This window comes from Enterovibrio coralii, from assembly GCF_001559595.1.
Classification (GTDB): domain Bacteria; phylum Pseudomonadota; class Gammaproteobacteria; order Enterobacterales; family Vibrionaceae; genus Enterovibrio; species Enterovibrio coralii.
In genome coordinates, this window is sequence record NZ_LNTY01000050.1 from 267,295 (window position 1) to 284,734 (window position 17,440).

At 42.3% G+C, this 17,440-nt stretch carries 11 protein-coding genes and 1 pseudogene; 3 read left to right on the plus strand and 9 right to left on the minus strand.

Translation table 11 applies throughout. The features are described from left to right. Positions 1-54 precede the first annotated feature (54 nt). The 9 genes and pseudogenes from ATN88_RS19195 to ATN88_RS19235 form a co-directional block, all read right to left on the minus strand. Complete coding sequence (locus ATN88_RS19195; protein WP_067419261.1) at positions 55-564, minus strand: 3-hydroxyacyl-ACP dehydratase FabZ family protein; 510 nt, start codon at positions 562-564, stop codon at positions 55-57. 7 nt (positions 565-571) lie between these two features. After that, positions 572-999: pseudogene (locus tag ATN88_RS27725) on the minus strand (hypothetical protein). Continuing rightward, positions 942-1,820, minus strand: a complete 879-nt coding sequence (locus ATN88_RS19200; protein ID WP_232313412.1) for a beta-ketoacyl-[acyl-carrier-protein] synthase family protein — start codon at positions 1,818-1,820, stop codon at positions 942-944. Before ATN88_RS19200 ends, ATN88_RS27725 begins: the two are co-directional and overlap by 58 nt. Continuing rightward, entirely contained in the window at positions 1,813-2,100 is a 288-nt protein-coding gene (locus tag ATN88_RS19205) for an acyl carrier protein (protein WP_232313413.1), read from the minus strand. Before ATN88_RS19205 ends, ATN88_RS19200 begins: the two co-directional genes overlap by 8 nt. Before the next feature lie 827 nt (positions 2,101-2,927). Beyond that, complete coding sequence (locus ATN88_RS19215; protein WP_067419263.1) at positions 2,928-5,453, minus strand: polysaccharide lyase 8 family protein; 2,526 nt, start codon at positions 5,451-5,453, stop codon at positions 2,928-2,930. Beyond that, a complete protein-coding gene (locus tag ATN88_RS19220) occupies positions 5,431-6,459 on the minus strand; it encodes an outer membrane beta-barrel protein (protein WP_067419264.1) in 1,029 nt (342 codons plus the stop codon). Before ATN88_RS19220 ends, ATN88_RS19215 begins: the two co-directional genes overlap by 23 nt. Positions 6,460-6,571: 112 nt before the next feature. Then, positions 6,572-9,343 (minus strand): Ig-like domain-containing protein, encoded by a 2,772-nt coding sequence (locus ATN88_RS19225; protein WP_232313414.1) that lies wholly within the window; start codon positions 9,341-9,343, stop codon positions 6,572-6,574. Between the two features lie 309 nt (positions 9,344-9,652). After that, on the minus strand, positions 9,653-10,015 hold the full coding sequence (locus ATN88_RS19230; protein WP_067419265.1) for a hypothetical protein: 363 nt from the start codon (positions 10,013-10,015) through the stop codon (positions 9,653-9,655). Positions 10,016-10,031: 16 nt separating this feature from the next. Then, on the minus strand, positions 10,032-10,676 hold the full coding sequence (locus ATN88_RS19235; protein WP_067419266.1) for a hypothetical protein: 645 nt from the start codon (positions 10,674-10,676) through the stop codon (positions 10,032-10,034). Positions 10,677-11,111: 435 nt separating this feature from the next. Here ATN88_RS19235 and ATN88_RS19240 point away from each other — a divergent pair, with 435 nt between their 5' ends. The 3 genes from ATN88_RS19240 (at position 11,112) to ATN88_RS19250 (ending at position 17,429) form a co-directional block, all read left to right on the plus strand. After that, positions 11,112-14,402: an ATP-binding protein gene (locus tag ATN88_RS19240; RefSeq protein ID WP_067419267.1), complete on the plus strand. Its 3,291-nt coding sequence runs from the start codon at positions 11,112-11,114 to the stop codon at positions 14,400-14,402. Then, on the plus strand, positions 14,374-16,149 hold the full coding sequence (locus ATN88_RS19245; RefSeq protein WP_067419268.1) for an EAL domain-containing protein: 1,776 nt from the start codon (positions 14,374-14,376) through the stop codon (positions 16,147-16,149). Before ATN88_RS19240 ends, ATN88_RS19245 begins: the two co-directional genes overlap by 29 nt. Before the next feature lie 314 nt (positions 16,150-16,463). Continuing rightward, on the plus strand, positions 16,464-17,429 hold the full coding sequence (locus ATN88_RS19250) for a hypothetical protein (protein WP_067419269.1): 966 nt from the start codon (positions 16,464-16,466) through the stop codon (positions 17,427-17,429). Positions 17,430-17,440 lie beyond the last annotated feature (11 nt).

The following is a 17,440-nucleotide window of genomic DNA, read 5'->3' on the forward strand; positions in this document are numbered from 1 at the left end:
CAAATCTCCATGCATATCTAAACGGTCAGAAGTCCCAAGCTTCAGGCTGAGTTTTCAGTTATTTCCATATTGAGAGACATGCTCAATAAGGTTTCTTCGCCTTATGAAGGTGAGATCAAACGTCGCCGACAAGACTTCACGTCCATTAACATAGGCTTTACCCATTAACCTCGCTCCCAAACGATTGATCGCCTTAATACTGACATGTGCTTCTAGCGTATCCCCCGGTAGAGCCGGCGTTTTAAAACGCATTTGACTGACTGTACTGGCTACGACATCCGTCTCTTCTTCAAACTCGCTCCGGTAATGAATTAGAACAATACCGGCTTGCGCGACGGCCTCCCCCATCAAAACACCGGGCATCATACTGACGTGTTTGAAATGCGCGTCGAGAAGAGATGAAGACACGGGAATATTGTATTGTGCCACGACGCCTGATTCGGTTAATTGACTAACTGAATCAACAAATAAGAAAGCATCACCATAAGGCAAAATTGAGCTAACGGCTTCTCTATGCAGCCAACCTTGTGAGTCCCTCAATCCATCAATGAAACGTCTATTCATATATTGGCTATTCTGCTTTTCGAATAACAGTGGCCGCGTTCGTACCACCAAAACCAAAGTTCAACGAAAGCATCGTTTCCAAATTAGCCGGCGTGGGCTCGCGCACGATTGGTGCATCGGCAAACAAAGGGTCAATGTTTTCAATATTGATAGATGGCGCAATGAAGCCTTCTTTTAGCATTGCAATACAAGCAATCAACTCTATCGCCCCTACTGCGCCAATCGCGTGGCCAGTCATCGATTTCGTTGACGAGAATCTCGGTACGTTCTCTCCGAAAGCTCTGCGTAAACCATTCACCTCGCTACGTCGCCCGGACCAGTGCCTGTGCCATGCGTATTAATCGCGTCAACGTCTGCCGGGGAAATTTCCGCATCGTCTAATGCGCTGAAAATGCAATCGACAAACGTACCGCCATCGGCTTGAGGCAGAACCAAATCATGAGGGTCTGAATTGCTGAATAACCGCCGATTTCTGCGTAGATCGGCGCGTTTCGCGCCAATGCAGAATCAAGTGACTCTAAGACAAGCACACCCGCCCCGCCGCTAATAACAAAGCCATCTCTGTCTCGATCGTACGGACGCGACGCTTTTTCTGGCGTGTCATTAAAGCCGGTTGAAAGTGCCATTCTCAATGCTTGAAAAGAAGCAACAATTAGCTCGTTTACTTCTTCACAGCCGCCTGTAATGGCTCGGTCTATTACGCCATCACGGATGAGTTCGTAAGCATGTCCGATATTGTGTGCGCCTGTCGCGCAAGCAGATGAAATAGAATAGCTTCGGCCTGTGATGCCAAAGAGTTTTGTCAGTATTGCGCTTGGTGTACTGCTCATGGATTTGAGCACGGTGTAGGGTTCTGAGCGACGTACTTGTCCGTTGTAATACCTCACCCCTTCCCTATGTATGACACTGACATCAGCCACACCGCTGCCAACAAGGCAAGCAGTTCTAGGGTCGGCGAGTTCATCGGGGCTCAAACGAGACGACAGAATTGCATCATTAGCAGCAACACTGCAGTAGAGCGTTGAAGTTGGCATTGCTTTGCGGAGTTTAAGAGGAATGTTCGCAGTTTGTATTTTCGTTTCGTCTAGATCTACCCAGCCAGCTACACGACTGGTCAAGCCATATTCAGACCAAGACTCTATTGCACGGATACCGCTTCGACCAAGTTTCAACGATTCGGTGAGAGTATCAAAATCGTTACCAATTGAAGAAACAACACCGACACCACTTATTACTACACGTCTACGATTATCCATCTTTTTCGCTTAGCTTTAGTTCAATGATTTCAAGGAGATCATTCACTGTAGTGAGTTTGACTAAATCTTCGTCATCAATGGAGATCGACAGCGAGTCTTCTAAGTCTAGGGTCAATGACACTGCTTGCATGGAGTCCATGCCTAAATCGTCTCGAAGAGACATCGTCGGTAGAATGTCTTTAGCGGCAACTGCATTTTCTGACTCCGCTTCTAATCGATTCAAAACCTCTGCTAGTATCGACTCTGTTAAATACTTCTTTTTTTCTAAAAAAACGCTCATGTCACTACCTTCAATCCCTCAAACTTATATACATAAGTCATCGATAACTTTTGCATTCTCCCTTAGTCAGAGGCTAACAATGGCTCAAAATAGCGTCAATCCAATTGGTTGCATACATCTAATAGAAAATAGTAAGTTACATGTAAAAATCATCTAAACTCGTTATCATTAAAACATAAATAGAAGAAACGCACGGCAACGAACAAAGATCTAACCCATTGTTTTAAATGGACATAAATATAAATTTACCAATAATATAATACACATCACTAATACATTAATACGACTTTAATTAAGTTCGATTGCTTTTATAATAGGCGGTCATAAAATCTCACTTATGAGTCATAGTTTTTAACTACAGTTCAATTCACGTCAGATGTCATATTTTATTGAACAAGCCACCTATCAATGGGAATTGATAAACTTTTATCACAACAATATTGTATAAATTAGATGGTAACTAGATGACTATTTTTTGACGATCCAATTCATCCAACAAACATGAAATATCAAAAATAAAATAAAAATTCGTTCCAACTACAGATAAAGTAATAATAACTTCAATCACTATCAGATTGAAGTTGGTGTTGTCTACAACTACTAATGTATAGTCCTTTTTGCCAGCGTAATTTCTCACGAATCGATGGCTTTTTTTTTGGAAGGCATTCTTGTCATTCACACGTCACATAACACTCCCACAAAAAGGTAACTATCCAGGATATTCTGCTTGAAACTCGCAATATAGATAAGACGACGTTTCTAAGTCATTTTCTACCAACATAAAAAAACCTCCCTGTTGTAGGGAGGCTTTTTTCTTGGTTCTGTCGTCAATCAATAGTTAGTTCAAAATAGATTGTCTCGCCATCCTTTGCGCTTGTATCTAAGATGAAGTGATCATCTTCAACGCTTACTATGTTTTGATAAACCGACTCCAATATCAGGTTACTCTCTTTAGGAAACAGCAAGCTGATTTGGTTTTGTGAGCGCGTTGGCTCTGATACCCAGACTTTGATTTTGTTCAATTTCTTTTCAAAAATCACAGCTGACTGTGCAGAGACTTCCAACACGTCACTGACGTAACCATCTTCTGAAAAAATGTTAGCCGCAACTAACCCTGCAGTAGGTACCGATATGACGTGCGCGTCACCGGATACGGTTAAAACATCCACACCAACTTTATCGCTTACGGCTAATTTACCGTTAAATTCCGCTAAGCTAATCGAAGGTAAGATGATATAGGCGTACTTATCATTTACACCTCCATCTACACCATGCACGATGTCGATATTAACCGTATTGTATTCCATGTAAGGGTTAGGCATACGCTCTTCATTGACTGTGTTTACTTCAATCCAATTTCCCGCTTGGTCTATTTTTTTCTCGAATATGACGTTATCACTAGCCAAGAATACATAGCCTCTCGACGAACTCACTATGTCGCCTTCCAAGAAAATAGACTTGGGGTTCCCGCTGTAATCAACAGGAGTCAAACCGGATGGATACCTCACGCCGTCAATGTAGATCTTGTTACCTGCTGAACTTTTAATCTTCCTAAACTCAACCGCCGTTTTGGTCGAATCATATTCCGCAGACGTCAAACCGCCGCCAAGTGCGACGATCATATCTTCAAGCATAAACCAAGACTTTTTGATTTCGACAGAATCATCGTAACTAAAGAAATGCATTCCATAGCTACCGATTCCACCGCTAACTTGGTCTTGCTCCCTTGTTGTTATCCCCCCAACCCATCTCATGTTTTGTTTTTTCGATGAGCCAGTTTCTATGTCTGTACAATCTTCCGGAGTAATTGAAATATCTTCAGTGGTTCCTACGGGCAGCAACGGATCCAGCATTGGCCAATAGTTAAAATACTGCTCTTGGTCACTGTCGTAGATGTACGTCATACCATCGCCAGTTCTGTATCCTTTCAGATTCTCTCCATTGATACATTCGTAGTTGCCGGAACGGTATGAGTGGGCAGATATCAAAAACATCCAATCACTCTTTCTGTGTGCAACCCTGTCCATCGAGTTAAACAAGAAGTTACCTACAAGTGGTCCACGTGGAGCGAGTTCTGTATCTCCCAGAACTTGCTCGTTGGCAATTGCCAACGGAACAAAATCGTTCGCGTAGTAGTCAATGAAGTAACGCTCCCGTTGCTCTTCCGGACTAAGCAATTGCTCCTTAATCAGCCTACCAAGTTTGTTTTTGTACTCAGGTGGTGCTGAAGGATAAAGCCTCAAAAATGACTGAACGATATTTTGTGTTTCCTTTCGAGAAGTCGCCCACCCACGAGATGGAGAACGCCCCCTTACACCCTCAGCCAATTGCGACTTAAAGATGAATGGCTCAAAAGTATCGAAAATGCGGTCGTACATAAAATTGAAGGGAGACAAATCGTAATTTTTATCTGTGTTTGATAACACGTAAGATACTTTACTGACCGTTTCCAACAATACCGCACCATACCCGCCAATATAGGGATAATCTATATGCTGAACCAAGCCGCCGTCGCTATAAAAACCATCCCCGCTATCTACTATTTTTAAGGTGCTCGCGATTAAGTTAACCGACTCCTGTACTTGCGTCATATTGCCTTGTAGCACAGAACGCAACATATTTATTTGGGCGAGATCCGTCCTATTTGCACCCGTTGAAAGCTCAGGAACTCGCGTATCTGAAGTACCTGCACTGTTGAAAATGTACTTAGGGTCCGGAGCCATAGCATAGGAAATTTCAATACCCTTGCTAAATAATGCAGGTGGAAGATCAAGGTAGGTTAACGCTAGAAAGTCCATTAGTATTTTGTTGGTACCTATCTCCCAGTACCACCAGTTTCCAACGTGTTTGCTGTCAACGGTGTAGTAATTCGAAAACAGTTCCCATGTAGCACTGACAATCTTCTCCAATACTTCGGGGTTTCGATACAGGCTATTAAAATTGTGTTCGTTATTCGGAATGTAATAAGCATTAGCGACAAAAAGAAGGTACTGAAACGTTGTTCGAACGGCGGCCGGGTTTATTTCCCCACTGCTGTCGAGCAATTCGACGCCCTCGAAGATTTCATTTTCCTTAAAAACCATCTGTTCATAGCGTTTTAAGCCGTTTGCTGATTTACCTTCTGCCAACTTACTGAAACCGTCTGTTTCGAACATGTATGGCTGCCCGATAAGAAACGCGTTCCAATTGTCTATCAATAGTTTTGAGTTAACAGCTTTTACACTGCTGTCGACATCGTTAGCGCCAGTATTGGTTCCCTGCACAGAAAAACTACTGTCGCACCCATTCAGATGCGACAGAAACAAAAGACCCAAAGACAAGCGCGTAATTTTAGAAACCAAACTTTTGGTCACAGGCTATTTCCTTGTTCAAGAGTGCATCTACATAAACGTCTACGCGTCTTTTTGCATAGTCACTCTTAAAGTTAGTACGATCCTTACCATTTGCAATGTTGCGATGTACGGTTAACCCTTCGTTTTCAAAGAATTTTTCAACCGCATCCACTCGTCGTTTAGCCAGAGACGAGTTGTAGTTCTCAGAGCCTTTATCGTCTGTGTAACCGACCAATGTTACGCCATTGAGGTTGTTCGCCTTCATGTATTGGATTACAGCCCGCAATTCTGCTTTATTGTTGGCGCTGAGTACGCTTTCATCGAAGTTAAACATAATTGGCGTGACTATCTTGTTACAGAATGTCATTGGCACAACTGCACCGATTGCAGGCACTGGTTGCTCTTCAACGACGAAGTCTTCAACAACCACTTGTTCCAATACTGGAGTCGGCGTCATTTCTTCGCGCCCCCCAAATGAATATTTAACACCAAGCAGCATGTTGTGCGCATCATATTCGCCAGTGAACAGATCACCTATGGCATTTACATATTGGTAAGAGAGGCTTGCCGATATGTTTTTATTGATATCGTAGTCCAGCCCTACTCTTGCCATTGGTGCCACACCATTCGCCATAATTGTGGTGCTACCTTGGTACTTCGTCATCTTCCAATAACCGGCCCCTACACCAGCAACAACACTTACTTCATGACCAATCGGATAGCGATACGAAAGCTCGTAATTATATATTTTCGTTTTAACTGACAGATTTTTGCTATCTACATCAATTTTTGAATAGTCTTGGTATTGGGCTTTTAGATCTACATTCTTGTATATCTCCATACCTAAGCCAAGTCCGTATACACCAGCATTTTCCGACAGATCAGCACCAGAATCTAAAGCCTTACTGTAACCCCCGACGACTTCAACAAATGGGTCAAAAGGAAAATCTGTTTCAGCGGAAGCAACTGAGTAGACAGACAACATATTTAAAGAGATCAACAGATAAAGTGAATTTAGCTTTTTCATACAAATTATTCTTAATAAATATTTGAATATCTCTAAGCGGCCTAGATGGATAACCACCATCTAGGTGCTCAATATATGTATTTATGTTTGTAATGCGATCAGTCGTATTCAATCACAAAATACATGCCGCATATCCATAGCCGGTTTCAACCATTGTGGCCGGAATGTTTCGGCTCATATTTACCACAATTCGATTCGCTGAATTGTCAGGATCAACATCTGACGTCCAATATTTTATATAGGTTGGATAACCGTAGTTTGTATAAACTTTAAAGTTCTTATCCACCCCTCTATCTACTTCCAAATAAATGGTGCCAAGTTCTTCTCTCGTCGGTAGTCGCCCACCCACAGCTGTACAATAAGCAACCGCTTCACTGTATGTGAGCTTATCTGTCACTTGTTGGTTAATTTCATAAACACCAACTGATGCTCCGGTGTAAACAAAGTCTCTCTTTGTCAAACCCGCAGGTCTTGTAAAGTCGTTTGATGGGCAACTCAAAGTCAAACCACCAGCAGTAATCTGGCTGTAGCAACTTACATTCCTCGGAGTCACCGTAGAAATACTCTCTACATTGGAGCGAATAGTCACGCCACCATTGTTCACATCAACAATAGATGCAGAGATTTCCGCAGTTACGCCTTCCATACCCGCATCAACACCTGAGTTGGTATCAAGTACTCCATCTGTAACATCAGTCGTCTTGGAACCAATTGAGAATTTACTCGTGGTCCAGTCTGTCTTAGTCGTTACGTCTTTTTTCTGTCCGTTACTGTATGTTGCCTCAGCAATAAATTGGAAACGTGACTTCGCATTAAGCCCACTAACCACATTTGCTTTTCTCACAGCTAGCGACACGATAGTCGCATTATCAACGATCAGCGTTTTATCTGTCGTAATGCTTCCTGGTCCTGTGCCAAGTGTTGCCGTCAAGGTGACTGTGTTGCCACCTACCAACGGTGAAAGGCTATAGTTCGCCGCTGAACTGCTTACGCTGATGACGCTACCAATGCTATAACTGAAACGTAAGTTGCTATCACCAAACAAACTACCCTTTGTGCCATCTGAGTAAGTTGCAATAACATCAAAAGACTGACTCGTACCTACAGTTACCGTCCCAGGCAGCCCACTAATTGCAATAGAATCAACAACCGGAGCAACTACGTGAACAACACGCGAGTCAGATACACCGTTAATTGTCGCGGTTATCGTTGCGTCGCCGACCGTCTTCGGGTCTACCAAACCAACATTGCTTACCGTAGCAATACTTGTGTCACTCGATTGCCAATTGATGGCTGGATTCGCTCCAACATTACTAACGGTGCCATCAGTGTATGTTGCAAGAGCAGCGACCAGCGTTGCTCGTCCTTTGGGTAACGTAACGTCGATTCCTACAGATAGAGACGCAATCTCTGCCGCTGTTACTGTCACGTTTACCGGTGTGCTATTAACACCTGATGCCGTTGCAACTATATTTGCATTACCTGGGCTTGCAGCCGTTGCTAACCCGCTAGCATTTATCGTCACCGCACTTGTTTCGCTGCTTTGCCAAGTCACATTGTTCAAAACCAGTTCTGAACCGTCACTGTATCTACCCGTTGCTCGAAACTGTTTCGTTAGTCCTTTCGCCAAGCTAACAGCTGTGTTTGGCGTTACTGAGACGCTCATCAACACCGCATCGATGACGTTAATTGAGATTTCGTTACTATCTATTCCACCAAAAGAGGCTTTGATGGTTACAGGCGTTCCAGCTGTAGAGCTAATTGCCGTCAACAAATTGCCGGCTGAAATCGTCACTTTTGTCGAATCTGAAATCGTCCAGACCGGCGTTACTGAATTTGTTGTTCCGTCACTGTAAGTCGCCTCTACAGAAAGATTCAGCGTATTGCCTCGCGGCAAGTTGCGCGTACCTTCCGGCGTTAATGCCAAGCTTGAAACAACAGCAGCTGTCGTTACGACATCCACTTTATTACTAGTTACGCCTTTATAAGTCGCTGTAATACCCGTTGCAGTACCTGAACTATCCGCGATGGCAGTAACAACCCCACCTGTCACAACATTCAAGAAGCTTTCGTTATCTCGGTTATAGCTAGCAAGCGACGTAACATCGACAACGTTGCCGTTTTGAAATGTTGCTTGTGCTGTCAGCCTTGCGGATGCACCTTTGGCGATTGTGCTATCCGAAGTCGTAAGTTGAATACTCTTGACCTGGTTTCCCAAAACATTCGCGACGCTCTTATTACTTTCCAAAGGCTGTGATTTTAGCAATACCGATATTTGTGCTTTACCTTTCTTGATACCTGTTACCAAACCCGTTGCATCAACGGTAGCGACGCTTGTATCTGAGCTCACCCAATTGATCATTGCAGTATTTGCAGAAACATTGACGCTCAATTCATTGTTGTAGTTTGCATCAGCGCGAAGTTGATATGTTTCACCTTCAATGACATCAAAGCTTGGCGGTGTAACTTGCAATGAAACCAACGCCACATCGACAACATTCACGCTCGCGGTATTAGTGCTCGTCACATTTCCTAAACTTGCAGAAACTTTCACCTTTCCAGTGTTCTTTCCAGCAAGAAACGTTCCGTTGCCTTGATTTGTCAGTTTTGCTGTGCCTTCAACCGACCACTTCACCTCTCCGGTTACGTTTCGAAAGCTACCGTCGGAATAATATCCTGTCGCGGTTAGATTTACTTGCGTATCAACAGCAAGATCTACATAAGGAGGTGTAACAGCAATACTCAGTAGTCCCTGGCTAGAGTTTGATCCCGAACCACCTTTAACTTGACTATCTGAAAATGCACCTTTACCGTCACTATTACAGGCAGCGAGTACCATAGTGAATAAAATAAACAAAAATGTTTTGTACGATTTAGTAAACATTTTTCCCCCAGCAATAATAGAAAGATGCTGAGCTCAGCACCCTTTGATTAACTCTATATTTAAGGTAAAAACCCGACGTGCGCTTTAACCAAAATTCGAATTAATTTAAATAGACTCTCTATTTATATTTAGCTGCATCATTTAATTTAAGATGCGCACGCTTAATCGACATCAGCTCAAAGCACTTGATGACGCTAACTGTACTCACAGAGCGCTCTATTGAAAAGTCAGATGATTCCTACAGTCATACATGCTTTAAGTAAGCACATCGACTTTCTGACTACGTGAACTTATAACAAACAGATATTTTTACTTAATACTACGTTGTAGTGAGAGTAAAACCTTTGTTTTAAAAATACTAAATTCTTCATTATCCCAAACTGGAATTGCCAAGTTCTTCTTTTCCGAGTCAGAATAATCAACAACAACGATAACCATATGATACGGAACCACATGACCATAGAAGCAATGTTCTGGGTTTAGGTATTTAAACTGGGCCATTACCTGTTTCGTTGATTTATCCATATTTTCTAATGACCGTTCTACATCAGACTTTGTAAATGGAACTACAACCTCTTGAATGAAAGTAGAAAAATAGCTTCTTGTTAACTCATCGAGTTCTGACAAGTCATTTCCTACTTTTTTAAGTTTTTTAATTGCAATAGCGTCCATAGTAATGACCAACCTCTTAAAAAAAGTACGAGCCTGACATGGCGACAGGAAAGTTTGACAGGAATGCATAGGACTGGTGGTTGTTAACACCGTCAACAATGATGTCTCCCTTGTGTCTCTTGCACAGATACACAAGACAGTCAGTCAAAAACTTCCTATCACCTTTAAATGTCTCTAAAAAGAAGGTGTTAGAGAGCTTAACGCCATCACAAAGATCCAAAACATGCTCTGGAACAAGCATCAGCCCCATACCAGCATTCACGTACACCCTTGAGAAGCCTGACTCTTTGAGCCTCTTACAAGACTCGAATAACATGCCGTTTTCTAAACAATGAGCATCAACATCTAAGAAAATGTCGATATCAAACTTTTGGGTAAAATTCTTCACGTTTTGAGGATTGATACTACCTACACTATGAATAGCATCTAGTGATAGCTTTGAGTTAACACCAAACCTCAACGTTCTATGCATATCGCGCTTTACTTTCCTTGCCGCTTTGTAGGTTCGCAATATATAGCCGCAAATCATATCGACCGACTCATCGAAATTTGGCGCAAACAAATTCGGCAATGCCATTTGGTAGTCATACCCTATTATGGCGTGATGAGTAACCCTTTTATAAAATAAACCTTTACTAGAATTAGCCATTAATCCACCCATTTCTTTTTTCTTCTAAGCGAATAAAATCGCAACATCAATACATGCTAATAATTTATGAATGGATATAAAAGTTTTTGTTTGTAGGAATATACCGACAAAAGAAAAGGAAAGGTTTATAACGATCACTGTTTTAGGAAGCGAATCATGAGCGGTAAGATTTTTCCCACACGGATGAAGTTACAACTTAAGAACCCAATAAATTACAATGCAACCCAAACAATATAGAAAAATGGAAAGACATTGATGAGTGTTGACTTTCATAAGCATCACATTTGCAAAAGAGACATTTGTCTAATACGTTGATTGTAGCCAAATGCTATAAAAAGAACCCAAACACTGAGACGCATAGTCGCCATTGAGAAAACCAAACGGCACTTGTCATCTCTAAAAAAGACATCAACGCGCAAGAATCAAGCCCAACTACGGAAATATGTCATGGCCCATAGGCATCAAAAGACATCCTTTACGACGTTACTTATGATGTTGAACGCTTTACTGGCTTTTGTACTGTATAGCTTCTCCATCCCTTCTTTAGCTTTAACTACCCAAGATGCAGAGATTGTAAATAAAGACGATACTGAGAATCTGCATTTCGGCGTACTTAGAAGTGACTACAATTCTTCCCGGACGAGAGGGTCATCTCTAAATATCGATATCCTTGAAGATTTCGGTAGCGCGCTGGGAAGAAACTACAACATCACCGAATATGAAAGCCTGGTTTCGTTGGAAGCTGCACTTAACAATAGTGACATTGACGCTGCGCTCAGTAATCAGGGCACCTTTGGTGCGATGGAGACAAACACAAAGCTCTACATGACCGATCCTGTCTATACAGAGCTTCGCGTTATTTTTCTTTCTGACAACACGAAATATGTCGATAACGGCTCTCTCGCTCAGCAGCGATGGATATGTGTAAAAAACAGCATCGCCTGCGATCTCATCCAGAGGCAAGGCTACAACAACATTCAGTTGAGCAACAGTTATGAACAGATGTTCAAAACACTGGAAGAGGGAGAAGCAGACGCAACCATCACAACCCCTATCTCGCTGCTTACAAACTTAAGCAACAAGGAACTAAGTCGAGGATTGACCATCTTTGATATTGGTTTGGGGCTTAACAAAAAAACGATCGCAACGACAAATGAAAAACTGGCCACGCAGTTCAATGATCTTATCAAGGACATAAAATCTGATAGTACTAGTGGTAACTTCAAATCTTTAAAGATCTTTAGTTTCAGTGAAACAAGTTATCTGAAACTGCTCAAGTTCCCAAACATAAAAACCGTAGTGAAGTACTCCCTTCCTGAGGGTCTATTTCCAATATCCTACAAGAACGATAACTCATCCAAAATGGGCGGCTACGTCAGAGAGTTCCTTGAGGATATTGAGGATGTAAGCATCGTAAAATTCAAATACGTGCCGTCTGAAGGAAGAAACATCGACCTGATGCTTTCACAAGGGATTATCGACCTTGTGCCCGTCTACTTCAGCAACAAACTCGACGATCTCGGCTTTTTGGTTACCAAACCTTACCACAGTTTAGAGCTCGTAAAAATTACGCTCGACGGGGACGAAGACAACGCAACGATCGGTATACCGATGATCTTCGACTCGGTAAGAAAGCCTAGCGAAAGTACTGTGCTGTTTACCAGTTACTTCGAAACAATCAGAGCGCTAGAGCAAGGGGTTATCGGCTCGGCTATCGTGGATAGTGACCTCATCAAACAAGATATTTCCGAGCAAGTCGTATCTATTGATGAGAGTTTCGCGCCGAACAGCGTCGACATAACGATGGCGATGAGGAAAGACAATGAAAACTTACTTGGGTACCTCTCAACAATCCTGAGTGCCTATAGCCAAGAGTACTTCGATAGACTCAAGGGCAATGAAACACTGCCTGAAGTCCAATATGGGATCGATGAAAAGACATTGCTGCTTTACGTCCTTATCGTTGTCACGATTTTGCTCGTCGTTTCAATTATCGTCATCTTTCGCATACGCACACTGAATAAGTTGGTGTTAGACACGAGCAATGAGGTGATCACAACGAAAACAGTCATGGCGTCGAGAAGTGAGTTTTTGGCCATCGTCTCTCACGAATTGAGAACCCCCATATCAGCCATGATTGGCCTGTTAGAGTTGCTTAGGAGTCGCGTGTCTGAAAAGGAAGATAAGCTCTTAATACGTAACGCAACTATCTCGGCAGAAAAGCTGGAACGCCATGTTAACGACATCTTGGACTTTTCGAAAATAGAGGCAGGAAAGCTCCAACTCGAAAGTCGACCAACCAATATTTTTGAGGAATTGAGCGTCGTATTCAGACCATTTGATGCTCAGGCAAAGAAGAAGCACATTGATTTCATCGTCAAATGGAAAGAAACACCCTACCTACTTTTCGATATTGATATGTTTCGCGTCGGGCAAATTGCCACGAACATCCTATCTAATGCCATGAAATTTACCGATGAAGGACGCGTCGTCGTGTCGGTAGATGCAGAACGTGACGGCGTCACGGTCACTGTCAAAGATACTGGCTGTGGGATTGAAAAAAGTAAGTTAGGTGAGATGTTTCAACCCTATGTACAAGCAAATAGCTCTATATCGAGAAAGTATGGCGGCACAGGGTTAGGGATGACGATTGTCGCTAATCTTGTGAAGTTAATGAACGGAACCATCGAAATTGAAAGTGAGCCAGAACAAGGGACTAAAGTGTCATTTTTCATCCCATCTACTGGCACGAAGATCGACAAGTATGACGGTACGACTATCTACGTCCCTACCGCAGTAAAAAAAGAACTCGCTTGGGGAAAAGTACTCGGCGTGACTATCACTTACGACACGATAAGCGAAGTTGAGGCCAACAAAAACTTCTACCTCGATGGTTTTTTCCAACTCTTGGAAAACAAAGAAAATGTATCAGGTTCTGCAAGCACAAGTAACGTAGGGAAGCTAAAAGGCAGTGCTCTCGTTGCAGAGGATGACCCAATCAACAGAATGCTGATGAAGCGCCAGCTCATTCAATTGGGGGTTGATGTCACCTTGTCGAAAAATGGCTACGAGGCCCTGACGAAATTAAAAGAAAGTCCCGATGATTACGATTTTCTCATTACAGATTATCGAATGCCTATTATGGATGGCGTCACTCTTTCAAAAGAAATTCGCTCGAGCATTACAGCTTTCAAAGAGAAGCCAATCCTGCTGTGTACGGCAGAGGACTCGAGACTCACTAACTTGGACTCAAATCTAAAAAATTTTGACGGCTTCATCTACAAACCCGTTAGGTTGGCTTCGCTATTCAACGTATTGGCCAAACACATTACCGCGAGTGACAAGCTTATCGTCATTGAGGAGGAACACTCAGCGCAAACTGAAGAAATGAACAAGGATCGGTATATCAACGCGATTTCTCAAGCATTTAACGATGTAGATGTGCTGGAAATCGTCAAGGTATCTCATCTCACTTTTGTGGAAGAGTTAGCTAAGATTGAAGAAAGCGAATCTATTGAAATGAAAGAGCATGCTCACAAGCTCAAAGGTTCGGCAAAAGCACTGAATCTAAAGGAGTTAGCCGAGCACGCTGACAATGTACTGAACAGTAAATCTGTAGAACTAGAAAAAGAAAATATGTTACGGCTCAAGAATGAGTTGAAGAACATTATTGAGTGTTTCCAAACGTGGCTTGATCAGGAGTACGACAATGAAAGTGCTAATAGTAGAAGACGATAAAATACAGGCCACAAGACTTAAAATGCAATTGTCTCATCTTTCTGTGTCAGACATTCACTTTGCAGAGGATGGACTAGAGGCAATAGATGTATGTAGAAAATTCGATATCGACCTTCTGTTCTGTGATATCCAGATGCCAAGAATGGACGGTGTGTCGTTTCTTTCAAAACTTAACAAGATCTCTCCTGACGTAGGTATTGTGATTTTTAGTTCAGTTGAAGACGCCATCCTAAAGATCACTTTCGATATGTGTAACATGGCTGGATTCGAGTTTGTTCGTGCTATCCAAAAACCGATATCCGATTCGGTGTTGGAAAACATCGTGCTCGAACACTCGAGTTTTATGAGTAAAAAGAACGCACATTCCTCACCTCAGATCCAAATCGGTTCGCGTGATGTGTTTGACGGATTCGAGAATGACCGGTTCTTCTGCTTTTATCAGCCTCAATTTAATCTCTCAAACGGCAACTTGTCGGGTGTTGAAAGCTTGGTCCGTTTCTCTCACCCGGAATATGGCGTGCTTGGGCCACACCATTTTATGGACCTGATTGGTGATCTTGGATGTAAAAACCAACTCTTTGAGATTGTCTTGGACAAATCAGTGAAGCTGATGGCGTCAATGAGCAAGGAGTTGAAGCTTTCTGTAAATTTCTCTCAAGAGTGCTTAGAGACGGATATCTATGATTTAGTGATAGCAACCTGCAAAAAATATGACTTCCCGCTCAATAAGCTCACACTCGAAATGACGGAAGAAGATGTCTATCAATGCTCGATTGATTCCTTGGCTAATTTGGCCCGATTGAGGGTTTCAGGTGTTGGACTAGCCATTGATGATTTTGGTACTGGTTTTGCTTCGTTAAGTCAGCTCGTACAACTACCTTTCACTGAGCTAAAAATTGACAAAGCGTTTCTAGAAAACATACACAGCAACTATAAAAACAAGCAGATCACAGAGATCTGTCTTTTGCTTGCGCATTCGTTGGGGCTTCACTGTGTTGTTGAAGGTATCGAGAATGAAGAAGCTTACTTGTTCGCTAAAAGAATAGGCATCGATACTTGCCAAGGTTACTACACATCCAAACCTATTGGCGCACCGGATCTTTATTCCTTGTACCAGAAACATAAGTGCGCTGAACTAGGAAATCAGTTTCCACAAAGCAAGAGTTTGAAATCCGTTTACTTTGATATCGACAATCAACGCTCTACCCCACTTGTTAAGCTAATCAAAAAGCACGACGAACTGATAGACACGATACAAGTGAACACAACAGACGAAGTCTCAACGCAACTTAGGGACAATGCCATTCAATCCTTGATCCTTGAAAGCGAGGGATTGTCGAGCACAGAAATTTCTGATGTCATCACACACGTGAAAGCGTTTTATCATGGCCCAATTTTCTTATTGCTGCCATTTTACGAAGAAGAAACTGATGAGCTTAAGGATGAAGACAACGACATCCTATACATCAGGAAATCTCGAACAGTGACGGAAACCGCTAACGCCATATATAGCGCGATGACTGATACTTACGAATCTTCTTCAAACTTAACGACGCTGTTTTCAAAACTGTCGAGTCGCGAAGCCACCGTTGCGAAGTACATTTTGGCTGGGTACACCAACAAAAAAATATCAAACGAGTTGGATATCAGCCAAAAAACAGTGAGTACCTACAAAACGAGAATACTGAGCAAGTTGAATATCAATTCAATGTTTGAACTCGTCAAGATCTTCAATACTGTGAATTAACAGTAGATATAATCTAAAAGCGTATAAATGGCCTCGATCATTGAGGCCATTTTTTTTCGTAAAAAGAAACAAAGGTAAAGCTAAGCAGTTATTGAGCATCCATCGAGTCAATGTCATTGTTGAGAACCCCACCACTTCCACTTTCTTGTTCATACCACCTCATCCCCTTTATAAGCATTTTTATCTCACTGTACTGATTACTTTCGTACTAAAAAGAAATTATTTGACAACGAATTCCCTGAAAATAGTTGCGGGCATTTAATCGATGTTCAAAAAACGTAACGATAGAAATCACTCACAGGAGGTGAAGACAAGTGAGTCTTAAACTAACGAGAAATGTACTAGGGGTATTATTGCTAACTTTGTTATCCCAAAAAGCTATCGCTGTTGAGTATGTGTTCATATCTGCCACAGACCCTTTTCAAGCTTTAACTAACGGGATATCTCCCCGAGGGACCAACCGTAACATAATGAGTGCAGCAAGACGCGAGACTCCTTCGAGCGTAATCGTAGGTGTAGTTCCAGCTGACGAATCAAGAATGGTGCAGAATTTCCCACCACATGCAAATGGAGGGCGATTGACCACAGTGAGAGCAAACTTCAGCAGGACATTGTCCCGTGCTTCCGAAGCATATAGTTTCGCTTTCAACGAGCGATTGCGTTCTCTTTCAAGTTTGAATGAACAAGCCGCCAGTGTTGCTCATATGCTAACTATCCAGAATATAAGAACTCCAGGGGCGCAACAGTTTACACAGCATATGCTAGGAGTGACCGATTTAAGCCCCGCGTTGTTAACATTTCAACTGTTGCTGAGAGAGATGCTGGATTTAGAAGAAGCTTATCGCCGCGCTTTAGCTAGACCTTATGCGACATATATGTATTCGCATATAAATCAAGAATCTGTTTTGGAAGTATCGCAATGGGTCTGGGATCGCAGTGCAAACGCATGGCGAAGAGATTCATCATACGAAGTACCTGCAGGAGTCGTAACTCAGCATGCTGTTGCAGCATCTCTAAATCCGGTTGCGCATCAACCAAATATGGGCTCAATTGCTTTCAATGTCTCTTTGCCACAAATCCCTGATTTAGGTGATTTTTTAGATGACCTAAATCAACAGCAACAACCGTTATTTACAACCTGCACGTTGCCATCAACAAGTAGTTCAAGAAGGGTTCGCTCACTGACAGATTTGTTTACATGTGAAAGCTATACACAAAGCTATTATGAAGAATACCTGACGCACAATGTTATCGCTGTCAATGCAATCTTTTTCAATTAATTAATAGGTAA

What these genes read in the sequence shown, in the direction of transcription:
- ATN88_RS19195 (WP_067419261.1), bottom strand. Translation starts at nt 564, where the DNA reads ATGAATAGACGTTTCATTGATGGATTGAGGGACTCACAAGGTTGGCTG.
- ATN88_RS19200 (WP_232313412.1), bottom strand. Translation starts at nt 1,820, where the DNA reads ATGGATAATCGTAGACGTGTAGTAATAAGTGGTGTCGGTGTTGTTTCT.
- ATN88_RS19205 (WP_232313413.1), bottom strand. Translation starts at nt 2,100, where the DNA reads ATGAGCGTTTTTTTAGAAAAAAAGAAGTATTTAACAGAGTCGATACTA.
- ATN88_RS19220 (WP_067419264.1), bottom strand. Translation starts at nt 6,459, where the DNA reads ATGAAAAAGCTAAATTCACTTTATCTGTTGATCTCTTTAAATATGTTG.
- ATN88_RS19225 (WP_232313414.1), bottom strand. Translation starts at nt 9,343, where the DNA reads ATGTTTACTAAATCGTACAAAACATTTTTGTTTATTTTATTCACTATG.
- ATN88_RS19230 (WP_067419265.1), bottom strand. Translation starts at nt 10,015, where the DNA reads ATGGACGCTATTGCAATTAAAAAACTTAAAAAAGTAGGAAATGACTTG.
- ATN88_RS19235 (WP_067419266.1), bottom strand. Translation starts at nt 10,676, where the DNA reads ATGGGTGGATTAATGGCTAATTCTAGTAAAGGTTTATTTTATAAAAGG.
- ATN88_RS19240 (WP_067419267.1), top strand. Translation starts at nt 11,112, where the DNA reads ATGGCCCATAGGCATCAAAAGACATCCTTTACGACGTTACTTATGATG.
- ATN88_RS19245 (WP_067419268.1), top strand. Translation starts at nt 14,374, where the DNA reads ATGAAAGTGCTAATAGTAGAAGACGATAAAATACAGGCCACAAGACTT.